Source organism: Embleya sp. NPDC127516, from assembly GCF_044765325.1.
Classification (GTDB): Bacteria; Actinomycetota; Actinomycetes; order Streptomycetales; family Streptomycetaceae; genus Embleya.
Map to the genome: position 1 here is coordinate 1 of NZ_JBIWJT010000028.1, position 20,339 is coordinate 20,339.

The 20,339-nt window shown below is 72.1% G+C and carries 19 protein-coding genes; 9 read left to right on the plus strand and 10 right to left on the minus strand.

The features are described from left to right. The first annotated feature begins 491 nt into the window (after window positions 1-491). The 3 genes from ACIRL2_RS38300 to ACIRL2_RS38310 all read left to right on the plus strand — a co-directional run bounded on the left by ACIRL2_RS38300 (window position 492) and on the right by ACIRL2_RS38310 (window position 5,010). Window positions 492-3,017 (plus strand): FtsX-like permease family protein, encoded by a 2,526-nt coding sequence (locus ACIRL2_RS38300; RefSeq protein ID WP_395859483.1) that lies wholly within the window; start codon window positions 492-494, stop codon window positions 3,015-3,017. Window positions 3,018-3,130: 113 nt separating this feature from the next. Further along, a complete protein-coding gene (locus tag ACIRL2_RS38305; RefSeq protein WP_402238547.1) occupies window positions 3,131-4,366 on the plus strand; it encodes a sensor histidine kinase in 1,236 nt (411 codons plus the stop codon). Beyond that, entirely contained in the window at window positions 4,363-5,010 is a 648-nt protein-coding gene (locus ACIRL2_RS38310) for a response regulator (protein WP_395859485.1), read from the plus strand. The genes ACIRL2_RS38305 and ACIRL2_RS38310 overlap by 4 nt, the downstream gene beginning before the upstream one ends. Before the next feature lie 9 nt (window positions 5,011-5,019). Here ACIRL2_RS38310 and ACIRL2_RS38315 read toward each other — a convergent pair whose 3' ends face one another. Beyond that, window positions 5,020-6,111: an alpha/beta hydrolase family protein gene (locus ACIRL2_RS38315; RefSeq protein ID WP_402238549.1), complete on the minus strand. Its 1,092-nt coding sequence runs from the start codon at window positions 6,109-6,111 to the stop codon at window positions 5,020-5,022. A gap of 332 nt (window positions 6,112-6,443) precedes the next feature. Next, window positions 6,444-7,007, minus strand: a complete 564-nt coding sequence (locus tag ACIRL2_RS38320; protein ID WP_395859487.1) for a hypothetical protein — start codon at window positions 7,005-7,007, stop codon at window positions 6,444-6,446. A 215-nt stretch (window positions 7,008-7,222) separates the two neighbouring features. Between ACIRL2_RS38320 and ACIRL2_RS38325 the strand changes: the two genes are divergently transcribed. After that, entirely contained in the window at window positions 7,223-12,178 is a 4,956-nt protein-coding gene (locus ACIRL2_RS38325; RefSeq protein ID WP_402238552.1) for a tetratricopeptide repeat protein, read from the plus strand. A 73-nt stretch (window positions 12,179-12,251) separates the two neighbouring features. Next, window positions 12,252-12,701 (plus strand): hypothetical protein, encoded by a 450-nt coding sequence (locus tag ACIRL2_RS38330; RefSeq protein ID WP_395859489.1) that lies wholly within the window; start codon window positions 12,252-12,254, stop codon window positions 12,699-12,701. 126 nt (window positions 12,702-12,827) lie between these two features. On the opposite strand, the gene ACIRL2_RS38335 is transcribed toward ACIRL2_RS38330, so the two are convergent. Together ACIRL2_RS38335 and ACIRL2_RS38340 are read right to left on the minus strand one after the other, a co-directional pair. Beyond that, window positions 12,828-13,061, minus strand: coding sequence for a hypothetical protein (locus ACIRL2_RS38335; RefSeq protein WP_395859490.1), 234 nt, complete (start codon window positions 13,059-13,061; stop codon window positions 12,828-12,830). An 8-nt stretch (window positions 13,062-13,069) separates the two neighbouring features. Then, window positions 13,070-13,333 carry a hypothetical protein gene (locus ACIRL2_RS38340; protein ID WP_395859491.1) on the minus strand — a complete coding sequence of 88 codons (264 nt, stop codon included), beginning with the start codon at window positions 13,331-13,333 and terminating at the stop codon, window positions 13,070-13,072. Between the two features lie 370 nt (window positions 13,334-13,703). On the opposite strand from ACIRL2_RS38340, the gene ACIRL2_RS38345 reads away from it, so the two are divergent. The 3 genes from ACIRL2_RS38345 to ACIRL2_RS38355 all read left to right on the plus strand — a co-directional run bounded on the left by ACIRL2_RS38345 (window position 13,704) and on the right by ACIRL2_RS38355 (window position 15,910). Continuing rightward, complete coding sequence (locus ACIRL2_RS38345) at window positions 13,704-14,924, plus strand: helix-turn-helix domain-containing protein (RefSeq protein WP_395859492.1); 1,221 nt, start codon at window positions 13,704-13,706, stop codon at window positions 14,922-14,924. A gap of 99 nt (window positions 14,925-15,023) precedes the next feature. Then, on the plus strand, window positions 15,024-15,194 hold the full coding sequence (locus tag ACIRL2_RS38350; RefSeq protein WP_395859493.1) for a hypothetical protein: 171 nt from the start codon (window positions 15,024-15,026) through the stop codon (window positions 15,192-15,194). Window positions 15,195-15,703: 509 nt separating this feature from the next. Then, complete coding sequence (locus tag ACIRL2_RS38355; RefSeq protein WP_402238556.1) at window positions 15,704-15,910, plus strand: hypothetical protein; 207 nt, start codon at window positions 15,704-15,706, stop codon at window positions 15,908-15,910. Window positions 15,911-16,119: 209 nt separating this feature from the next. Here the strand turns inward: ACIRL2_RS38355 and ACIRL2_RS38360 are convergent, their stop codons facing one another. Both ACIRL2_RS38360 and ACIRL2_RS38365 read right to left on the minus strand, forming a co-directional pair. After that, window positions 16,120-16,737, minus strand: coding sequence for a hypothetical protein (locus tag ACIRL2_RS38360; RefSeq protein ID WP_402238558.1), 618 nt, complete (start codon window positions 16,735-16,737; stop codon window positions 16,120-16,122). Next, a complete protein-coding gene (locus ACIRL2_RS38365; RefSeq protein ID WP_395859497.1) occupies window positions 16,734-16,937 on the minus strand; it encodes a type II toxin-antitoxin system HicA family toxin in 204 nt (67 codons plus the stop codon). The genes ACIRL2_RS38360 and ACIRL2_RS38365 overlap by 4 nt, the downstream gene beginning before the upstream one ends. A 432-nt stretch (window positions 16,938-17,369) precedes the next feature. Here ACIRL2_RS38365 and ACIRL2_RS38370 point away from each other — a divergent pair, with 432 nt between their 5' ends. After that, a complete protein-coding gene (locus ACIRL2_RS38370) occupies window positions 17,370-17,741 on the plus strand; it encodes a hypothetical protein (RefSeq protein ID WP_402238561.1) in 372 nt (123 codons plus the stop codon). Between the two features lie 164 nt (window positions 17,742-17,905). On the opposite strand, the gene ACIRL2_RS38375 is transcribed toward ACIRL2_RS38370, so the two are convergent. From ACIRL2_RS38375 to ACIRL2_RS38390, 4 genes are all read right to left on the minus strand, one after another. Next, entirely contained in the window at window positions 17,906-18,433 is a 528-nt protein-coding gene (locus tag ACIRL2_RS38375) for a flavoprotein (protein ID WP_402238564.1), read from the minus strand. A 247-nt stretch (window positions 18,434-18,680) separates the two neighbouring features. Beyond that, window positions 18,681-18,824 (minus strand): hypothetical protein, encoded by a 144-nt coding sequence (locus ACIRL2_RS38380; RefSeq protein ID WP_395859500.1) that lies wholly within the window; start codon window positions 18,822-18,824, stop codon window positions 18,681-18,683. Beyond that, complete coding sequence (locus ACIRL2_RS38385; RefSeq protein WP_395859501.1) at window positions 18,821-19,087, minus strand: DUF6247 family protein; 267 nt, start codon at window positions 19,085-19,087, stop codon at window positions 18,821-18,823. Before ACIRL2_RS38385 ends, ACIRL2_RS38380 begins: the two co-directional genes overlap by 4 nt. 311 nt (window positions 19,088-19,398) lie before the next feature. After that, entirely contained in the window at window positions 19,399-20,328 is a 930-nt protein-coding gene (locus ACIRL2_RS38390; protein ID WP_402238566.1) for a proline dehydrogenase family protein, read from the minus strand. Window positions 20,329-20,339: the final 11 nt, after the last annotated feature.

Sequence of the window (20,339 nt, forward strand, 5' to 3'; positions counted from 1 at the left end):
TCGACGGTCCACGACGCCGCTGTCGCAGACCGGTGACATGGTCACGAGAGGGAACAGCGGACATCCCGGCACGCCCCGGACGCCCGCAACGGCCCACACGCCGGGCGGGTTCCGCCGGGGCGCACCGGATACCCCGGCAACAGGTTGGACGCTCGGTCGACCCGAGAACGAGCAGACTCTGTAACAACACGCTTACGGCGGACGAACGCGAGGACGGCTGGGACAGGGCTCGAAACTCGAACCATGGCCGGAAGAGCCCACCGCATGCGAAGTCAGCGGAACACGACCGGCGTTACGCGGTGAGGTGAGGCGTCCGTCTCGCAACGGCGGTGCGTCCTTTGTTGGTTCGGGTGGTCCGATCGGACCACTGGGGTGGCGATGGTGGATACCGAGGCCCTCCCGTGGACGTATCGAAGGGATATGGGCCCGCGTGAGGGTGGTGGGGTCTTGCCGACTTCGGCCGGAATCCCATCGTGTTCAGGACGTCGCCCATGCTCAGGAACGCCCTTCGTACCCTTGCCGCGCAGCGGGCGCGCCTGGCTCTGACGGTGCTCGCGATCGTCTTCGGCGTCGCGTTCGTCTCCGGTGTGCTCACCCTCAAGGACAGCATCACCGAGGCGTCCGCGTCGGCCGCCGCCGACGACTTCGCGGGGGTCGCCGTCGGCGTCCGCATCGATCCCGACCAGGACACGCCCGACCGACCCGTGCTGGACGCACACCTGGTGGATCGGCTGCGCGCGTTGCCCGGCGTCGAGTCCGTGCGCGGTTCCGTTTCCGGGCCCGCCGTGGTCGTCGACCGCAAAGGGCATCTGGTCGGCCGGGTCGAGGAGGCGGTGGGCACCAACCACGCGCCCGGGCCCGACGGTTCCGATCCGCTGTACCGGGTGACCTCGGGTCGCGCACCCACCGCCTCGGGCGAAATCGCCCTGGACGACGCGGGTGCCCGCTCGGCCGGCTACCGGGTCGGCGACCGGCTGCGCGTGGTCGCCGGCGGCGGCACGCTGGACGCCACGCTCGTCGGCACCGTGCACGCCGACGACGCCCGAATCCGCCTCGGCGCCACCCTCACCCTGTTCGACACCTCCACCGCGCAGGGCCTGTTCACCGCCCCGGGCACGTACGACCTGATCACCGCCTCCACCCACTCCGGCACCACCGACGCCGCAGTGATAGACGCCGTCCGTGCCCTGGTCCCCGCCGGTGCCGAGGTGGTCACCGGCGCCACGCTCACCGCCGAACGCCGCGACCTGGCCGCGGCCGGCACCGTCGGATTGGCCACCGGGCTGCTCGTATTCGCCGGTATCGCGCTGTTCGTCGGCACGTTCATCATCACCAACACCTTCACCATGCTGATCGGCCGGCGCACCCGCGAACTCGCGCTGCTGCGTGCGGTGGGCGCCACCCGCCGCCAGGTCACCCGCTCGGTGCGCTTCGAGGCGTTGGCCACCGGCCTGGTCGGCGCGCTGCTCGGCCTGCTCCTGGGCATCGCCCTCGCCGCCGGACTGCTCGCCCTGCTGCGCGGCACCGACGCCGAACCGCCGCGCGGCCCACTCGTGGTACGGCCCGCCACGATCCTGTGGTCCCTCGTCGTGGGCGTCGGCGTCACCGTCGCCGCCGCGTGGCTACCCACCCGCAAGGTGGCCCGAATCCCCCCGATGGCCGCGCTCCGGGCGAGCCCGCCCAACCCCACGGGGTTGCTCCGCCGCAATCTGCTCGGCCTGCTCCTGCTCGTCGTAGGCGTCACCGGCGCGTACGTGACCACGCGCGTCGCGCCGGGCGGTGATGGCAAGCCCATGCTGATCGTGGTGTGCGGGGTGGTCGCGGTGACCGGCGTGCTGATGCTGATCCCGCTGTTGTCGGTGGCCGTCATCGGCCTCCTCGCCCGCCCGCTCACCCGGGTGTTCGGGGTGACCGGCCGGCTCGCGAGCCGCAACGCGCTGCGCGATCCGCGCCGTACCGCCGCAACGGCCTCGGCGCTGATGATCGGCCTGTTCCTGGTCACCGGACTGACCGTGATCGGCGCGTCGTTGCGGGACAGCCTCGACCACGCGGCGGCGCGCGGGCTGACCGCCGACTACGCGGTGTCCACCACGTTGCGCGACCCGATGGCTCCCGAGACCATGGAGCGGATCGGCCGTCTCCCGCACGTCGCCGCCGCGAGTGTGTACCGGACGAGCGCCGCGAGGATCGCCGGCGGCGAGCGCGAACTCGCCGCCATGGACGCGGTCGCCGGCCCCCGGGTGATGCGTCTCGACTTCGTCGCGGGTGGACCCGAGGCACTCGGCACAGACCTGCTCGTCGAGCGGATCGAAGCGGACTCGCGCGGGCTCGAGGTCGGCATGACCGTGCCCGTGACCTTCCCCGACGGCGTCCCGGGAACACTGCGCGTCGGCGGCATCTACCGCGCCAACCCGATCGTGGCGCCCTACCTGGTCTCCACCCACACACTCGACCCGCACCTGGAACGCCCGCTCGGCCGCCAGGTGTTCGTCCGCGCCGTGTCGGGCGAGGCCAAGGCCCTCCACGCCACCCTGGACGAGGCGTTCGGCGCCGACCCCGCGCTGCGCGTGCAATCCAAGGACGAGCTGCGCAAGGGTCTGGCGGCCGGCATCGATCTGCTCCTGAACATCGTCTACGGCCTGCTCGGCATGGCCGTCCTGATCGCGGTCATCGGCATCGTCAACACCCTCGCGATGTCGGTGCTCGAACGCACCCGCGAGATCGGCCTGTTGCGCGCGATCGGCCTGGACGCCCGCAGGGTGCGCGACCTGATCCGCCTGGAGGCGGCGCTGATCTCGCTCTTCGGCGCCCTGCTCGGAGTCGTCCTGGGCGTCGCGGTGGGCGTTCTGGCGGTGCGCGGCATCGACCTGGGCAACGTCCCCCTGGGCGCCACGATCCCGTGGCCGCGCATCGTCCTGTTCGTCCTCGGCGCGATCGGCGTCGGCGTGCTCGCGGCGGCGTGGCCTGCCCGTCGGGCGGCGCGCATGTCGGTGCTCGGCGCGCTCGGGACCGAATGAACCGCAGGAACCGGGGGCCGATCGCGCGGATCCCACGGACCCCGCGTGGCCCGATCGCGGACGTGCGCGGTGCGTGGCCGAACGCCCGGACCCCTCCCGATAGGTTGGCCGACGTGTACCGTCCGCCGCCCGGGTCGATCCCGCGCGCCCTCGTCTTCGACGTCGTGCTGGCGATGTCGGTCGCCGCCCTGGCGGGACTGCTGCGCGCGCTGGACTCGTTCGAGAACGGCGGATGGCAGACGCCGCAGAACGTGCCGTGGTGGGGAGTATTCATCCAGGTGGCCGCCGGCGCCGCGCTGATCCCGCGTCGCCGCCGGCCGCTCGGTTCGGCCGCGATCGTCTTCGCGCTGTCGATCGGCGGTCCGGTTCTGGCCGAACCGTTCGCGGCCTACGCGCTCGGCGCGTACGCCGCGCACCGGCCCGCCAAGTGGCTGCTCGCCGCCGGGCTCGCGGTGACCATGTGCGAACCGTGGCGGGCCCAACCGGGTTCGGACGTCTTCGTCGAGTTCCTCGCCATCGGCACCCCGCTGCTGCTCGGGATGTACCTGGCCTCGCGCCGCAGCCTGCTGCTCGCGCTGACCGAGCGCGCCGAACGGGTCGAGCGTGAGCAGGCCGAACGCGATCGACGGGCACGGGCCGAGGAACGGCGCCGGTTGGCGGGCGAGATGCACGACATGATCACCCACCGGGTCTCGCTGATGGTGCTTCAGGCGGGCGCGCTGCGCACGATCGCCAAGCAGGACGACGTGCGCTCGGCGGCCGAGGAGCTACGCCTGACCGGTTGTCAGGCCCTGGCCGAGCTGCGCGAACTGGTCGCGGTGCTGCGCGCCCCCGACGAACCGATCCCGGGGCCGGGTGCCCCGGCCCAACCGATCGCGGGATCGAAGGCCCCCGACGATCCGTCGTCGGTCGGCACGCCGAACGGGCCGGACGTATCCGACCTGATCGCCGACTCGCGCGCCGCCGGCGTGACGATCGAGTCGACGGTGACCGGCGTACCGGCCGCCGGGGACGCGCCGGCCGCCGCGCGGACCGTGCGGCGCGTGGTGCAGGAGGCGCTGACCAACGTGCACAAGCACGCGCCCGGCGCCCGGGTGCGGGTGTCGATCCGGCACGAGCCCTCGGGCATCGGCGTCACCGTCGCCAACACCGAGGCGGCCCGGGCCCCGGACGTCGACCTGGGCACCGGCGGCACCGGCCTGCTCGGCCTGCGCGAACGCGTCGAACTCCTGGGCGGGCGCCTGCGTGCCGGACCCGACGACACCGGGGGCTTCGTGCTGGACGCGTTCGTCCCGATCCCCTCCGTATCCCTCCTGCCCCACCGAGATCTCGACGAAGGTGCCGCATGATCCGACTCCTGCTGGTGGACGACGAGCGCATGGTGTGCGCGCACCTGCGCACGATCCTCGGCGGTGCCCCGGATCTCGACATCGTCGGCGAGGCGTACGACGGCGCCGAGGCGCTGGAACAGGTGGTCCGGCATCGCCCGGACCTGGTCCTGCTGGATCTGCACATGCCCGGCGTGGACGGGCTGTCCGCGCTGCGCCGGATGGTCCGGCTCGACACGCCGCCCAAGGTCGTCGTGCTGACCACGATCGACACCGACGACCACGTGCTGCGCGCGCTGCACACCGGCGCGGTCGGCTTCCTGCTCAAGGACACCCCGCCCGAGGACCTGATCGCCCTGCTGCGGGTGGCCGCCGACGGCAATACCGTGTTGTCGCCGGCCGCCGCCCGCAATCTGATCGGCGCGAGCGCGGCCCGCGACACCGCGCGCCGTGCGGCCCTCCACACGATTCGCGAACTCAGCGACCGGGAGACCGAGATCCTGGGCTGTCTGGGCGAGGGCCTGTCCAACTCCCAGATCGCGGCCCGCCTGCACCTGACCGAGGCCACCGTCAAGGCGTACGTCTCGCGCACCCTGACCAAACTCGACTGCGCCAATCGCACCCAGGCCGGTCTGATCGCCCACGACGCGGGCCTGACTCGCTGACGCCGTCGGCTACCCGAGTCGGTCCACCAGCCAGTCGGCGGTGTCGGGGAGCCACGCGGACTGCGCGTTGCACAGCAGGTGGTCGCCGTACGGGACCACGAGCAGTTCGCCCGAAGGCGCCTGGTGAGCGGCACGTTCGGCGGGGAGTACGCCGGGCGTGATGTCCTCGCCGCCTTCGACCACCCGCAGCGGCGTGCCGATGCCCGTCGCGATCCCGGCGAGATCGACGCCGCGCGCGAACTCCTGGGCGGCGCCCGCGCTCCCGGTGCGCACGGTGAGCGTCTCCCGCACGAACAGCGGGAGTTCGGCCCAGTCGAGCCGGTACGGGCCGCTGACCGCGACGGTTGCGGCCACGCGTGGTTCGTGCGCGGCGGTCAGGGTCGCGTAGAAGCCGCCCAGGCTCATCCCGACCAGGCCGACGCCGGCGCCGGTGTCCAGGTCGGTACGGGTCTCCAGGGCGTCGATCACCCGGCCGACCACGCGGTGGTAGTCGGCTCGCGGCGCGGTGTCGACCAGGACGCCCTGGCCGGGGCCGTCGAAGGAGAAGCTCGCGACGCCGCGTCGCAGCAGCGCCTCGTCGACCGCGTGGAACTCCTCCTTGCCGGAGTTGAGGCCGGGAGCCACGACCACCACCCGGTTCGGCCGGACCCAGCCGGGAGGCCGGCGCAGCCATCCCGCGAACCCCTCCCCCTCGATCCGCACCGCACCCGGGTCCAGGTACGCGAACGCCCGTGCCATCACCGCGTCCGCCTCGCGCGCCGCCGCGATCGTGCGCTCGTGTTCGGCGAGCGGCGGGAACGTCGCACAGTGCAGCCAGCGCGCGGCGGTGCGCAGCGCGTCGCCCGCGGACACCACGCGCCCGTCCGCCGCGTACGTCTCGCCCGCGTGGCGGTACCTCTCGCCGACCCGCCGGAAGGCGGGCAACCAGTCGCGGAGCGTGTCGAGGTCGGCGGTGACCCGGTCGTACTCGTACGGATCCAGTCCGCAGACGAGCGCCCTGGAACGATTGCCGGCGATGAACTGCGGGAGGAATCCGGGCGCATCGAAAATGGTGGTGATGGCGGACGGGTCCGCCGGTCCGGTCGGTGTCGGCGCCTGCATCGCGGTCTGCTCCCGGGTCGGTCCTGGCGTTGCGGTGTCCGCGTGCCCGGGTCCACCGCTCGGGTGCGCCGGTGCACCCGCCGGGATCCAGCAGACATCGGCGGGTGTCTCCAGGGCCAACAACCGATTACCCGCACCGACAACCGAAGGTTGTCGGCCGTGGTGAGCGGCCTGGGCTCGGACCTCGGCCGGGTTCGCGTTCGTCGCGGCGGCCGCGCCGCGGCACTGCGCCCGGGCCCGGGCGGCGGCCGGGCGACACCCGGGGCTCGGGCGACACCCCGGGCTCGGGCGACACCCGGGTCACGAGACGTCGGCGCGCCGGACGTACCCGCTCACGAGACCAGGTCGCGCCAGAACGGCACCGTCACCGGCGCCTGCTCGATCGTCCCGCCGGCGAACTCCGCCGCGAGGTAGTTGGCCAGGTTCGCGCCGTACACCACGATGTCGGTCTGCATCATGGACAACACCGGGTGACCCCACTGGCCCTCGGTGCCGGGCAGGTAGCGGTGGCCGTACACCGGCACCATCGTCGGCACCCGCGCCAGGTGATATCGCGCCGACTTGAGCGCGTGCTTGAGCTGTGCCGGACGCGCGCCCCACGTCGAGGGCCAAAAAGCGTTGTGCTCGACGTCGAACAGCACACCCTCACTCGGCCAGCCCAGCTGCGCCTTCAGGCTCCGCGCGTTGCCGTCACGCCACTTCGGCCAGCTCTTCCCGACCGGCAGGCCGGCCGACAACAACAGACGGTGATCGGCGGCGAACCGGAATCCGAACTCCTTTTCCACCGATTCGAACTCGTCCTCGGTCAGGCCCGGGGCAATCTCGGCACCGGTACGCTCCAGCAGCCGGTGGAAATCCTGCTCGGTCGGTCGATCCGGGGGCGGTGTGCTGCTCATGGCCACCGAGCGTAGTCGGCGGCGGTCGGCGCGCCGGTGTCGCCATGTTCACACGCGGCGCGATTTTGCCCAAGCCGGGGCCGCCAAGCACCTGAAAGTCGGATGACGCGTGTTCTAGCATGAGCGCTCGATGCTGGGATGAACGGTGTTTGTTGGGTTGAACGGTCGGGGGACCCGTTGATCGACGTAGTTCGGCATACCCCGCGGGCCGCCCGATGACGGTCCCGCTTCTCGCCGCCATCGCGGCCCTCCTCGCTTTGGTGGCCGCTGTGATGTGGTTCGGATTCCGGCGCAGACCCGCGTCGATCGCGGCGCGTGCCGAGACGTTGTTGGCCCAGGCCGAGGCCGCGCACCGGGCGGGCCGACTGGCCGCGGCCGAGCGCGGCTATCGCCGCATCGCGGACGCGTTGGTCAAGCCCGGCATCGCCGACGCGCACGCCGAGACCCGGGGGCGGGCGCTGGTGGGCCTGGGCGAGGTGGCGAGCCGACAGGGCCGCTCGGCGGACGCGATCACCGCGTTCCGGACCGCGTTCGCGCTGACCGCGCTGCCCGCCGCCGCGCTGGAGCTGACCGCCGCCGACGCGACCCGGCGGGCCGGCCCCGGCGCGCTGGACATCGCGATCTGTGTGGACCTGGTCACCCGCACCGACACCGATCCCGATCACGCCGCGTACGACTTCCTGGAGGCCCGGTGCGTGGTCGCGCCCGGCCTGCCCAGGGCCGAACTGCTCGCGGTGGCGGAACTCGCGGGCCGGATCGAGGCGGGCGCGCCGCGGACCGAGTGGGCGGTGTACGGCCGCGCGTGCGCGCTGCGCGACCTCGGTCGGGCGGCCGAGGCGACCGCCGCGTTCGAGCGCGCCGACCGGCTCGTGCCGCGCGCGTCCACGTGCTACGAACTGGGCAGGCTGTACCGCGACGCGGGTCGCCCGGACGACGCGCTCGCCGCGTTCGAGCGCTCGTTGACCATCGAGCCGGAGCGGCCCGAGGTGCTGTACGCGATGGCGCTGACCCATCTGCGCCGCAAGCCCGCCGACAAGATGTCGCGAGCCGCGGCGCTCGAAGCCGCCGTGGCCCTGCTCACCCGCACCTGCACACTGGCCCCCACGCACGCCCAGGCCTGGCTCGGCCTGGGCCGCGCGCAGCACGCGCTGGGCCGGGACGCGGCGGCCCTGGAGCCGCTCCGCCGGGCGGCCGACCTGCTGCCCGAACATGCGGACGTGCAATTGGAGTTCGTCACGCTCACGCTGGCCCGGGGGGACCGCGTGGCGGCCTTCCCGGTGTTGCGGCGCGTCCTCGCGGCGCAGCCCGGTCACGTCGCGGCCAACCTGACGCTGGGCACGCTGCACGACGAGGACGGCGACTTCGCGGCGGCGGCACCCTGTTTCGAGCGGGTGGTGGCGGCCGAGCCCAGGCACGCGCGGGCCCGCTTCGGGCTGGGCCGGGCGCTGTTCGAACTCGGTGCCGCGGAGCGCGCGGTGGTGCATCTGGCCGAGATCCGCGAGCGCGACGCGGCGCAGCACCACCTGTTGGCCCGCGCCTACAGCGCGACCGGTGAACTGGAGGCGGCCGACGCCTCGTTCTCGGCGGCGATCGAGGCGGGCGACGACAGCGCGCTCGCGCACCACCGGCAGGCGTGCGTACGGCTGCGGCGCGAGCGACGTCAGGACGCGATCGCGTCGTTCTGGCGGGTGTTGGACCGGGTGGACGACGATTCGCCGTTGGCGGCCGAGGCATTGCTCTTCCGTGGCATCGCCTATCGGGACGAGGGCGATCTGGGCGCGGCGCGGGCCGACGCGGACGCCGCGGTGGCCGCCGCGCCCGGCGACGCGCGGGCCCACTACGCGCGCGGGCAGCTCGCGGTGCTGGAGGACGAGTGGACGCTGGCCCGGCGCGAGTTCGAGACCACCGCCCGGCTGGATCCGCAGTACGCGCCGGCCCGCTTCGGGCTGGGCCTGGTCCGCGAGCACGCGGGCGACCACGCGGGCGCGGCGCAGGCGTACGAGAGCGGGTTGGCGGCCCGCCCGGACTGGACGCCGGGCGTGGTCCGACTCGGCGCGGCCCGGATCGCGGCGGGGCGCATCACGGACGGCATCGAGGTGCTGGGGCCGGTGCGTACCGAGCCCACCGGCGCGGCGCGCTTCCATCTGGGCCTGGGGTACGCCCGACTGGGTCGGGTGGATCGGGCGGACGAGTTGTGGGCGGCGCCGGGCGGGGTCAACGACGCGATCCGCGCGCACAACGTGGCCACCGCGCGCGATCTGCTGGCCAGGGCCGCGCTCACGGCCGGCGACCACGCGCTCGCGCGTGAGCACTGGCAGGCGTGTCGGGACGCGTTTCCCGACCACGAGGGCTATCGGGTCGCGCTGGCCGAGACCCTGTTTCGCGAGGGCGCCGAGTTGTTGCGGTTCGGCCGCGACCGGGGCGCGCCGCTGACGGCCGCACGGGATCGGCTCGACGCGGCGGTCGCGTTGGTGCCGGGCGATCGGCGGATCCGGGTGCACCTGGCGATCGCGGCGCTGTACGCGGGTGAACCGGCGGTCGCGGTGCGGTTGTCGGCCGCGCTCGATCCGGTGGCCGATCCGCGCGTGGGGCATCTGGCGCCGCTGGCCCGACTCGCGCTCGGCGCGGGCACCGTTCCGCTGGGCGCGCTGGCCGAGGCCGAACCGGCCGCGTGGGCGGTGCGCGGGATGCACGCCGCGCGGGCCCGCCGGTGGGGCGATGCGGCCCAGGCGTACCGGCAGGCGCTGGTGGTTCCCGGGCCGGTGGAGCCGCAGCCGCACACGGCGGTGTGCGAGTCGGCCGGGTGCGTCGCGTCGGCGCGGGCCGTATGCGGCCAGTGCGGGCGGGCCTATTGCGCCGACCACGGCGTGCTCGGCGGCGACCTGCCGGCCCGCTGCGGGGGCTGCGCGGACGCGATGTCGGCCGCGCTGACCGCGTGCGCGCACCAGGCCGGCACGGGTGCGGCGGCGGAGGCCGAGCTGACCCGGTGGGCGAGCGGCAGTGGGCGTACCTCGGCACACCACCTGTTGGCCCTGCTGCGTGCCCAGCGCGGCGATCACGACGCGGCGTTGGCGGGTCTGGAGCAGTTGTTGGCCGGCCCCGGGGCGAGCGACGCGGGCAGGTTGATCGCGGCTCGGGTGTACGTGCGCCGGGCCGCCGCGCACAGCGCCGACCTGGTCGCCGCGTCGGCGGACGTGGAGCGCGCGGCGGACCTGGTGCCGGAGTTGCCGCAGGTGCGTCGGGCCCGGCCGCTGTTGCGCTCGTGGCAGGCGCTCGCGCACGCCCGGGCGGATCGGCACGACGCCTCGATCGCGATTCGGCTCGAACTGGAGCGGGCGGCGCCCACCGATGTGCGCAACCTCCAGTGTCTGGCGCTGTCCGCGCTGCGCGCCGGGTTGGCCGACGACGCGGGTCACACCACCGCGATGTGGCAACTGGTGTGCGGAACCTGGGCCGCGGTGCTGTACAGCCCGAGGTTCTGGATCGATCTGGAGGCGCGCACCGGGCGGGAGATCTCCGAGGAGCGGATCCGGATCGCGCGCACCGAGCAGATCGAACGGGTGCACCGCGAGTTGCGTGAGCGGGCCGGGCAGAGCGAGGGCGCGGTGGCCGCGCTGTACCGCGAGTTGGCACAGCGCTGGGCGTTGGAGGTGGCCGCGACCGAACGTGTCGCGCATACCGAGCCGGCACCCGCCTCGATCGTGTGCGGGCCGATGTTCCTGGAGCGGGTCGCCGACCCCGAGCACGGGTCGCCGGCGGGCCGCGAACTGGCCGCCGCGGTCCGGGGCGCGGTGGACGCGCACACCGCCGATCTGCTCGGCCCGTTGGGCCTGTACCACCATCTGATCGACGCGGGCCGGTTCGACGAGGCGGTCTCCGGGCTGACCGCGCTGGCCGGGTTGGCCGGGCCCGCCGCGACGCCGGGGGTGGCCGCGCTGCTGGCCCGGGCGCACCTGGCCCAGGCCCGGGATCTGGGCGAACGCGGCGAGTGGGCGCCGGCGTTGGGGTGTCTGGAGCAGGCGGCGCCGCTGCCGGCGGACGCGATGGAGTTCGCCGCCCGGGTCGGAATCCAGGCCGCGCAGGCGGTGTTGGCCGCCGATCCGGACGAACACGCGGAGGCGGCCCGATTGTTGTCCCGTGCGTGGGCGCTGGCCCCGGACGGGCCGGGTCTGCGCGCGGCGTTGGCCGGGGCGTACGCGCAACTCGCCCGGCAGGCGCACGAACGCAAGCTGTACCGCGACGCGATCGCGCTGGTTCGCCGGGCGTTGGAGCTGACCCCGGACGACGCGGCCGTGCGGTCGTTGGCGGCCGGCGCGCTGCGCGGGCTGGTGATGGAGTTGTTGGCGACCGGCACCGACGCGGCGGTCGAGGAGGCGGTCGCGACGATGCGCGAGGCGTTCGCGCTCGATCCCGGCGAGGCGGGTCGGATCGGGTTGACCAACGCGCTGTTCCTGAGCGCCGAGCGACTCGCGCTGCGCGGTGGCGCGCGCGAGCAGGCGGTGGCGGCGATGCGCGAGGCACTCGAACTCGCGGACACCGGTGGCGAAAACGAGTCGCCGGCCGCCGAGGCGCGCCGTCGGGTGGCCGCGCTGTTGGTGGAGGCGGCGCGGACGAGCGAAGGCGAGGAGGACTTCGAGCGGGCGATCACCCTGCTCGAAGAGGCCCTGCACTACGGCGACGACCCGCCCACGCGCCGCGCGTTGGCGTTCAACCACTACTACGCGCGGCACTACGAGGTCGCCGAGGAGTTGTTGCGCCGCGAGATCGCCGACGGCCTGGAGATCGAGCCGCTGCGCGAGGCGTGGATCGTGGTGGTGGTGGACCGCGGCTACGACCTGCTCGCCAAGGGTCGCGCGTACGAGGCGATCGAGGTGCTCGGTCGGGCCCTCGCCGAGCACGAGGAGCCGAGGCTGCGGGACGCGTTGGTGGCGGTGTATCTGGGCGAGGAGCGCTATCAGGACGCGATCCGGGTGCTGGAGGCGATCCCGTTGACCCCGGAGAACACCGTGCTGCTGGCGCTGGCGTTGCACAACGAGGGGGTGCGGCAGGCGAACATGGGACACAACCACACGGCGCTCGTGCACCTGGAACGCGCGAACGAGTACCACCCCACGGACGGCACCCGGGAGATCCTGGACGAGATCCGGGCCCGGATCCACGGCTACTACTGACCGAGCGTCGACCGACCGGCCGCACCCCGCCGCCCACCCGACCGCCCACATCTCGGACCACGAACCACGGACCATGGACCTCGACCCCGGAGCACGGATCATGCCCGCAGCGGAGCGATCGCCCTACGACGTCCTCGGGATCACCCCGGCGGCCACCCCGCCCGAGGTGCACGCCGCCTACGAACGGGCGCTGGCCGAGGCGGACGGCACCGCCGCACGCGAGGTCTGCACGACCGCGTACCTGCATTTGCGCAACACCGGCCGCCGGCTGGGCGCCGACATCCTGGAGTACGCCGCGCCCGACCCGGCGAGCACCGCCCGCGAGGCCTTCGCGGGTGTCGCCGACGAGCCCTTCCTGGCCCCCGAGGCGCCGGCTCCGCCGATCGCCGCCCTGGTCGTCCTGCGCCGAGCCGAATCCGCCGCCGACCACCAAGAGCCACCGCCCACCAAGGGCACCTTCGCCGTCCCCACCCGCTTCTCCCCCACAGCCGAGGTCCTGCCCCCGGTGGACATCCCACACTGACCAAGTCCACACCTCGGCGACGCCAAGGCGAAACCCGACCTCGCCCGGCGGGACATCGGGGCCGGTCTTCCGAGACGCACGTCGTCCCGGCGGGTCGGCGTCAGTGCCCTGGGCAGATGGGCGGTTTCACAGCGAGACGGTGCGGGTGATGGTGACGACGAGGACTCCGGCGCTGATCGTGTAGCGGACGAACACCCCGGAGATCGTGGTTTCCCGGCGGTCTCGGTCGCTGCCGACCTGCACGGAGCCGGACCCGTAGGGGTCGCGGCCGATGGACGAGTCCACGGCGTTCTTGAAGGCCCGGACCTGCCCGGAGGACAGGGGTTTGAGGCCGTCTTCGGCCTCATTCGTGTATTGCACGCGATAGCTCATGTGATCGCGTTCCCGTCTCGGTCCACGCAGTCGCCGAAGTCGCCGGCCTTGAGGCGCTCGTGCACGGCCTCGTCGTCCTCCTGGGCCTCCGGAGGAAGCGCCCAGTGCAGGATGGCGTCGCGTTCGAGCCGATCGAGCGGGGTCTCGTACATGACCTTGTCGAACTCCTCGCGACGGTCCTCGGGGAGCGCGGCCCGGATCTCGGCGAGCGTATTCGGCAGCTCGATCCGCTCACCACGGACGACGGTGGTTCTGGGCATGGCGGCCTCCTGCTCGCGATGGCTTTCCAGAATGGCATCGCTCCGTTGACGACCGATAGCCGGCGCACACGAGCGGAGCACGCGAACTGGCGTGCGCCCCTGAGACTGCCGGAGTCGCCGCAGGTCACAACGCCCGCAGCCGGTGAAGCATGAGCAGCACGAACAGGTTTGCGCCCGGAGATGACTTCGCCCCGCTCCCACGGATGGCAGCGGAGCAGACTCACCTGCCGGCGTTGTGCGTCGGCGTACGCTGGCGGTACCTGATTATCCCGCCGGAGTACGGGGCGGCGCCGTCACCGGCTGCAGGGCAGCACCGGCGCGACGGCGCACACATCGGCTCGGGTGGACCTGCTCGGAGGGAATCCAGGCCATGCCAACGGACCACGATGAAACACCGACGTTCGCACCGCACAACGGCACGAGACTCGCCGCCGCGCGTGCCGCCCGAGGCTGGACGCAGAGCCGCCTCGCGATGGAGACGAACTTCAGCCTCGCCGCCATCAAGGCATACGAACGCGGCGCTAGATCCCTGGACCGCCCCGCGAACATCCTGAGCCTGGCGCGCGCCTTGAAGTGCCACCCCACGGACATCACCGGGGCGCCCTACTACGCGCCCGGATCGGATGACGGAGCCGTGTCCGCGATCAAACGTGAACTTCTCCGCTACAACCGAGCGCCCCGCCTGACGGAGGCACAGGCCCGCGAGGTCGATCTCGCCGAACTGCGCGCTCGTGTGGCCGAGGCAAACGCCTGGCGGCAGGCCGCAGCGATGACGCGAACCGGCGAGGTGTTGCCAGACCTGCTGCTCGACACCCGCATCGCAACGCACATCCTGGAATCGGACGACCGACGCGAGGCGTACGGACTGCTGTGCTCGGCCTACGAGGCGGCGATGCAGTACCTGTACAAAATGGGCCTGGTCAGCGATGCGACGCTTGCGACCGAGCGGGTCCTGTGGGCTGCCGAGCGTACGGAGGATCCGCTACGGATGTTGGCCGCGCGCTGGTACGAGTCGGGCGAGTACATCGGCATCGGCGAGCACGACGAGGCCGCGACCATCCTCGACGACGGCTTGGCCGAGTTGTCCAAGCCGCAGCACCGCGACGACCCATTGTCTCTGTCGCTCGCGGGCGCCTACCACCTGAAGGCATCCCTCAACTCGGCACGCGCCTACGACGACGCCGCCGCATGGGCGCACTGGGCGAAGGCCGAGAAGTCGGCGACCGAACTAGGCGGGGACCGCAACGACTTCGAGTTGGTCTTCGGCCCGACCAATGTGGCGATCTGGGGCGTGTCGCTGCCGGTCGAACTGGGCCGAGGGCGAGACGCGGTGCGCCGGTTGGAGCGGATCGTCTTGCCGCAGGACTACAGCAGGGAGCGCCGCAGCCACTTCCACATCGACGCCGGCCGCGCGCACTACCTGGCCGGCGACCACGACTCGGCATGGGACGCGTTCGAGTACGCGGAGCGCCTGGCGCCGCAGCACGCGAGGATGCATCCCGCAGTGCGGGAGAACGTGCGCCTGATGACAGCGAAGTACCGCAGGAGTGGGCGTCGAATGGAGTTCGCGAGGCGCGTCGGGGTGGCCTGACGCAAGCCCCGGAAGGGATACAAACTGTAGCCTCTCCGTCACTGGACGGCCCCTAGCGGTGTTGACCAGCAGGTTTCCAACGCGCGAGGGGCCGTTTTCATGTCAAAGTCCGTAGCCGTCCAACCGTCCGGAGACCCGGACCGCCCGATCCGGATCATCGCCCCGGACCGCGATCCCCTCGACGTGACGCGCGCCGAACTGACGGCTTTGGTACACGAGTCGCGGCTGCACCTGATGCGAACGTTCCCAGCCCCGCCGGTCGGCGGCTGAGTCCCCTGTCGCCGCCCGCGCCCGACCACACACCGGCGGGCGGCACCCGGTCCCGCAGTCACCGGCGCGGCTGCGGGACCGGCCCCTCATCCCTTGCCCGGTCGGGTGCCTGAAGACCCCCGCACGCCCGGCCGGGCAAGGCCATCGACCCACAGCCCGGAAGGAGGGTCGTGCACCCACCGCCCCACGGCCGCCAAGCCGCCCTCGCTCACCTCGCCGCAACCGCCGCCGACCGCACCCGACTCCAGGGCCGACGACCGAACCCCGCGACAACGCCACACCACCAACGGCAAGCCCACCACCAACAGTGCCGCACCGCCGGCGCCGCACTCCGCGCCGCAGTCGCCGACGCCCACCACGCCGGCATCCCCACCGAAACCATCGCCCGTATCGCCGGTTTCTCTCCCGGCTACGTACGGATGATCCTGCACCGCGAACACACCCCCGCGCCCAGCCGGTACAGGACGCAGACCGCCCCGACCGCCCCCTTCCGCCTCCGTGGAGAGATCATGTCCGCCTCACCCCCGTGGTCGATCCGCGACCACCTCTGGCGCAAGCTCGGCCCCCGCAACCACCACCTCGGCACCATCACCCGCATCTGGCACGACGGCACCCGATGGATGGTCGAATACGAACACGGCGTCCGCACCCGGGAAACCGCCACCGCGCCCGCCACCGAGATGTACAAGGCAGGACCCATCGCCCGACCGGTCTGACCGACGGCCACAAACCCGCGTCGGCTCACCCGTGACGTAGCGCAGCGAACCGCGCGTGCCTGCCTTCGGCAAGTTCTCGGCGATCCGCTCGGCCGACTCGATGCGTCGAGCGTGCCGGCATCGCTCGCGCAGAGCGCTTCGGATGTCTCGTAAACATCGAATGCCCCTGCCACCGACCGGCGGCAGGGGCATTCGTGGTGCGCATTCGCTCAGCAAGCCACCCTGGCCACGGATTTCACCGGGCTCACAATGGCCGTGCACTTCATGACCTCGGCCAATGTCGTGTCCTTGGTGTAGCCACGAGATCCGATGGTGACGCACTCCCCGGAGCTGTCCGGCCCGTCTTCCGGTCCAACGGTGAGGGGAAAGGTCATCAGAAACAATTCCGAGATGGCCAGCGCGACGGAGAACGCGTCACCCTGCTCATCCAGTTGGGTGAACAGCCAGCCGAGCGTGTCCGAAGGAACAGCGCAGACATAGACAACCTCGCCCACCCCGTTACGGATCCCGCCCAGCAGCTCGGGGACCTGCTCGGGGACATCGAGAGCGGTGGCGATGCGGGTGTAGACCTCCAACCGCTCGTCGTGATGCATGTCCGCCGCCAATCGCGTGACGAGCTCGCCGGCTTCGAGGTCGTGAAGGCGTTCGTGGTGCTCCACGATTTCGAGCGTGCGCGCCTCCTCGAAGTGGAAGGCCAAGGCGTCGAGCAGGTCCGCGCGCAGTTCGTCGACGGTCGGTCGGCCCAGCATAAAGCCGGGTGCCTGCGGTGACGTCGCATAGAAACCGGTCTGGGTATCCCGAATGATCAGGTGAAAGAGTTCGCTCATTTCACGCCCATCGCCTTCAGCGCATCGTCCTTGCTCAGACCTACCTGCTTCACCAGGATGTCGCGGACAACGCCGGGCGCCAAACTCTCGCCGTCGCGGAACGCGAACGTAAGCGGAAATATTCCTTCCGCCTTGAATCTACGGTGCGAGCCGTTTTGCCGAACCACGACATAGCCGAGACCAAGGAGGACCTTCAGCATTTGCGCAGCCTTGAGCGAAGGGAATGGATTGGGCACTCGCCGTCCATGAGATGAGGGGGCCGTGGGTGATCGTGCGAGTTCCCGGTGGCGAGAAGTTCACGATAGGTGAGCAAAGCAGATCACCCACATGTCTGCCGAAGAAGGGCATCGTTCACTCGAACGCGCGATGCCACCCGTCGTGGCGGTCGGCGACGCACGTGATCGATACGACCGACTCATCGCGACCTTCAGCGTCCGCCGCGTCCCCTCGGCATGGGTCGACGCCACCCGCATCGGCGGTGTCCTGCTGCTCACCCTGGCCGGTCCGCTCGACGCCTACGCCCTGGTCCGCCCGACCGTCACCGGCTCGGGACAGGCCGACGGGCCGATCCTGTCCGACCCAACCGCGTCGTTCATGATCTCCCGACCGCAATCGCCCGACATCCGAGCGGCATGGGCCGCCGTACGGAGGGACGCGACGGCGCCACGCGGGCACCCGAAACACCCCCGGCCGCCCTCGACGGGGCCGACACGCGGTTCATCCTCGGCCTCGCCGTGCCCGGATGCAGCCGCTTCACCAGTAACGAGGCCGGCCGGCGCAGCACCAACCTCGGCCACCCGGACGGAAGTTGGGCCACCTTCGAGCACGCAACCGGCACGGTGGCCCAAGGCGGCCCCCGACGCTTGTGGGACGCCATCAATGCGATCCACCGGGAGTGGCAGGCCGCCGGATCCGCCCCGCACGACCTTCAATTGCGCATCGACGGCACCCGGCAGACCCTCTATCTACCGGGCAAGCCTGGAGGATGGCGACTCGACGGGTAGTAGTTCCCTCACCACGGCGACCCGCCGCACATCCACCGCCCACTGCCCAGGCCCCGAACATCCCGAAGCCGCCCTGCCTTCGGTGTTCGGAAGCGGGCCGCTCCACAACGCGCAAGTGCGGGACGGGCTGCTTTCGTGGCGCCCCCCGGCGACCGGCGATGGGTTCAGCCCGGATTCGCCGGTAGGAGGTTCGCGATCGCCGACCAGTCCACCGAGGCATCACCGCTGTGTGGCCGGCCGTTCGGGTCCAGGTGGATCGTGACGCCGTACGAGGACAACGTCCGGATGCTGTCGGCGTAGGCCGGGTGCGCGGCGAGGGTGTCGTTGAACCACGGGACGGCCACGGTCGGGAGGTGCGTGCTCAGCCATACCGCGAGGGTGCCCAGGGCGACGTTGTCAGCCAGGCCCAGCGTCCATTTGTTGAGCGAGTTGAAGGTGAGCGGGCACGCGAGCAGGGCATCGGGTGCGGGGAAGGGACGTTCCTCACCCGGTCGGCGGTCGCGGGTGCGTGGCCGCCGACCGGCCACGGCGGTGAGGGTGTCGAGGCCGTTCGACAGCCAGTCGGCCGCCGTCGGCGTGAGGATCGGGCAGGGATCCCACCCTCGCGCTCGCACCTCGGCGAGGAGCGTGGCGATGTCGAGGACGGGCGGCGCCGCGCCCGCGACGATGTACAACACCCGGGATTCGCTCATGCGTCGGAGCATAGGAGGCGGTCACGGGACCGGACGCGCCCCGGGGCGGCGAGCGTGACTACGACGGGAATCCGATCGGGGGTTTCCATGCCCGAAGGGAAACGGGTTGGGCACTCGCCGTCCATGAGGTGAGCGGGTCGTGGTCAACCGGTCCAGATGAGGCTGATGACGCTGACCGTGACGCGCCGGTCCTGGACCATTTAAGCGGCGAAGCCGTAGCGGCCGAACGGCGCTTCCAAGGTGTCCTTCAGGCCACCGGCCATGCGGCTCCCGGCGCTCCAAGGTCCTGTTGGAGCCGGCGTTCGAGGACATCGAGCGCGTTGAGGGCGTCGCGGGGCAGGGTGCGCCTGACGAGGTCGGCCTTCGGGTGGTATTCGATGGAATAGCTCACCGGTCCGCCTTCCGGAGCCTTGCGAGCGGAATGGCGCCGACGTCTTCGCCGGCTCGGATGGCGCGGGCACGGTCGAGAACGTCGTCGTAGGTCCCGGCGCGGTGATATTGGAGGCGCCGCTGCCAGGGGCCGAGGATGTTGGCGAGTTGGGCGAGGTCGCCGAGGTCCGCCGCGACCTGGAGGGCGTGGGCGTATTCCTGTTCGAACTCGGCGCGGGCGTCGTCGGGGAGTTGGGCGCGGATCTCGCCGGGCGCGGGCCACATGGCGCCACCCGTATGGGGTGACGTCGGGTTCGCGCGGGTCTCGGATCTGCTCGTCCATATCCACAGCGTGGCATCGCGCAGGCCCTGGTCGATCGCCGGCGCACATGGCGGAGTGCGCGCGACCCGATGTGCGCCCTGTGGCGTCGAGCCTCCCCGATCCGGATCGAGGACGACCCCGGCCTGTGCCGACGGACCTGACCGTGCCGATGTGCGCCGACGGCGGGCCGGGAGCCGACCCGCGTCGCCGCCCCGAACGGGCAAGCGCCGGACGGGCCGACGTCGGCCCGTCCGGCGCTTCCACGTCGCCCCGTCTACCCCTTGGTGGCCATCGCGCGCAGGAAGAAGGTCAGGTTCGCCGGGCGCTCCGCGAGCCGGCGCATGAAGTAGCCGTACCACTCGGCGCCGTACGGGAGGTAGATGCGCATCAGGTCGCCGCGCTCGACGATCCGGGCCTGCTCCTCGGGCCGGATGCCGTACAACATCTGGAACTCGAAGCTGCCCGGCGCCCGCCCGGCCAGGTCCGCGAGGTGTCGCGCGATGGCGATCAGGCGCGGGTCGTGCGAGGCCACCATCGGGTAGCCCGCGCCCCCCATCAGGATCCGCAGGCACCGCACGTACGACCGGTCCACGTCGCCCTTGTCCTGGAACGCGACCGACTCCGGCTCCTGGTAGGCGCCCTTGCACAGCCGCACCCGTGAGCCTTCGTGGGCCAAGTCCCGGCAGTCCTGCTCGGTACGTCGCAGATAAGCCTGAAGCACCGCGCCCACCCACGGGAAGTCCTTGCGCAGATCGCGCAGGATGCCCAGGGTCGAGTCGGTCGTGGTGTGGTCCTCCATGTCCAGGGTGACCGTGGTGCCCACCCGCGCGGCGGCCGCGCAGATCCGCCGGGCGTTGTCCAGCGCGATCTGCTCGCCGTCGCCGGGCAGGAACTGTCCGACGGCGGAGAGCTTGACCGACACCTCGGCGCTGCGCGCGAGGCCGGTCTCGCCGAGCGTGCCGAGCAGCGACTCGTACGCGTCCACCGTCGCGTCGGCCTGGGCCCGGTCGGCGGTGTCCTCGCCGAGGTGATCGAGCGTCACCTTGCGCCCGGACTCGACGAGTTCGCGCGTGACCCGGATCGCGTCCGCGAGCACGTCGCCCGCCACGAAGCGGTCCACGATCGCCCGGGTCGGCGGCAGGTGCTCGACCAGCGAGCGGGTCCGCGGCGAGCGGGCCGCCGCGAGGATGGGGCTGCGGAGCATTTCTTCTCCCG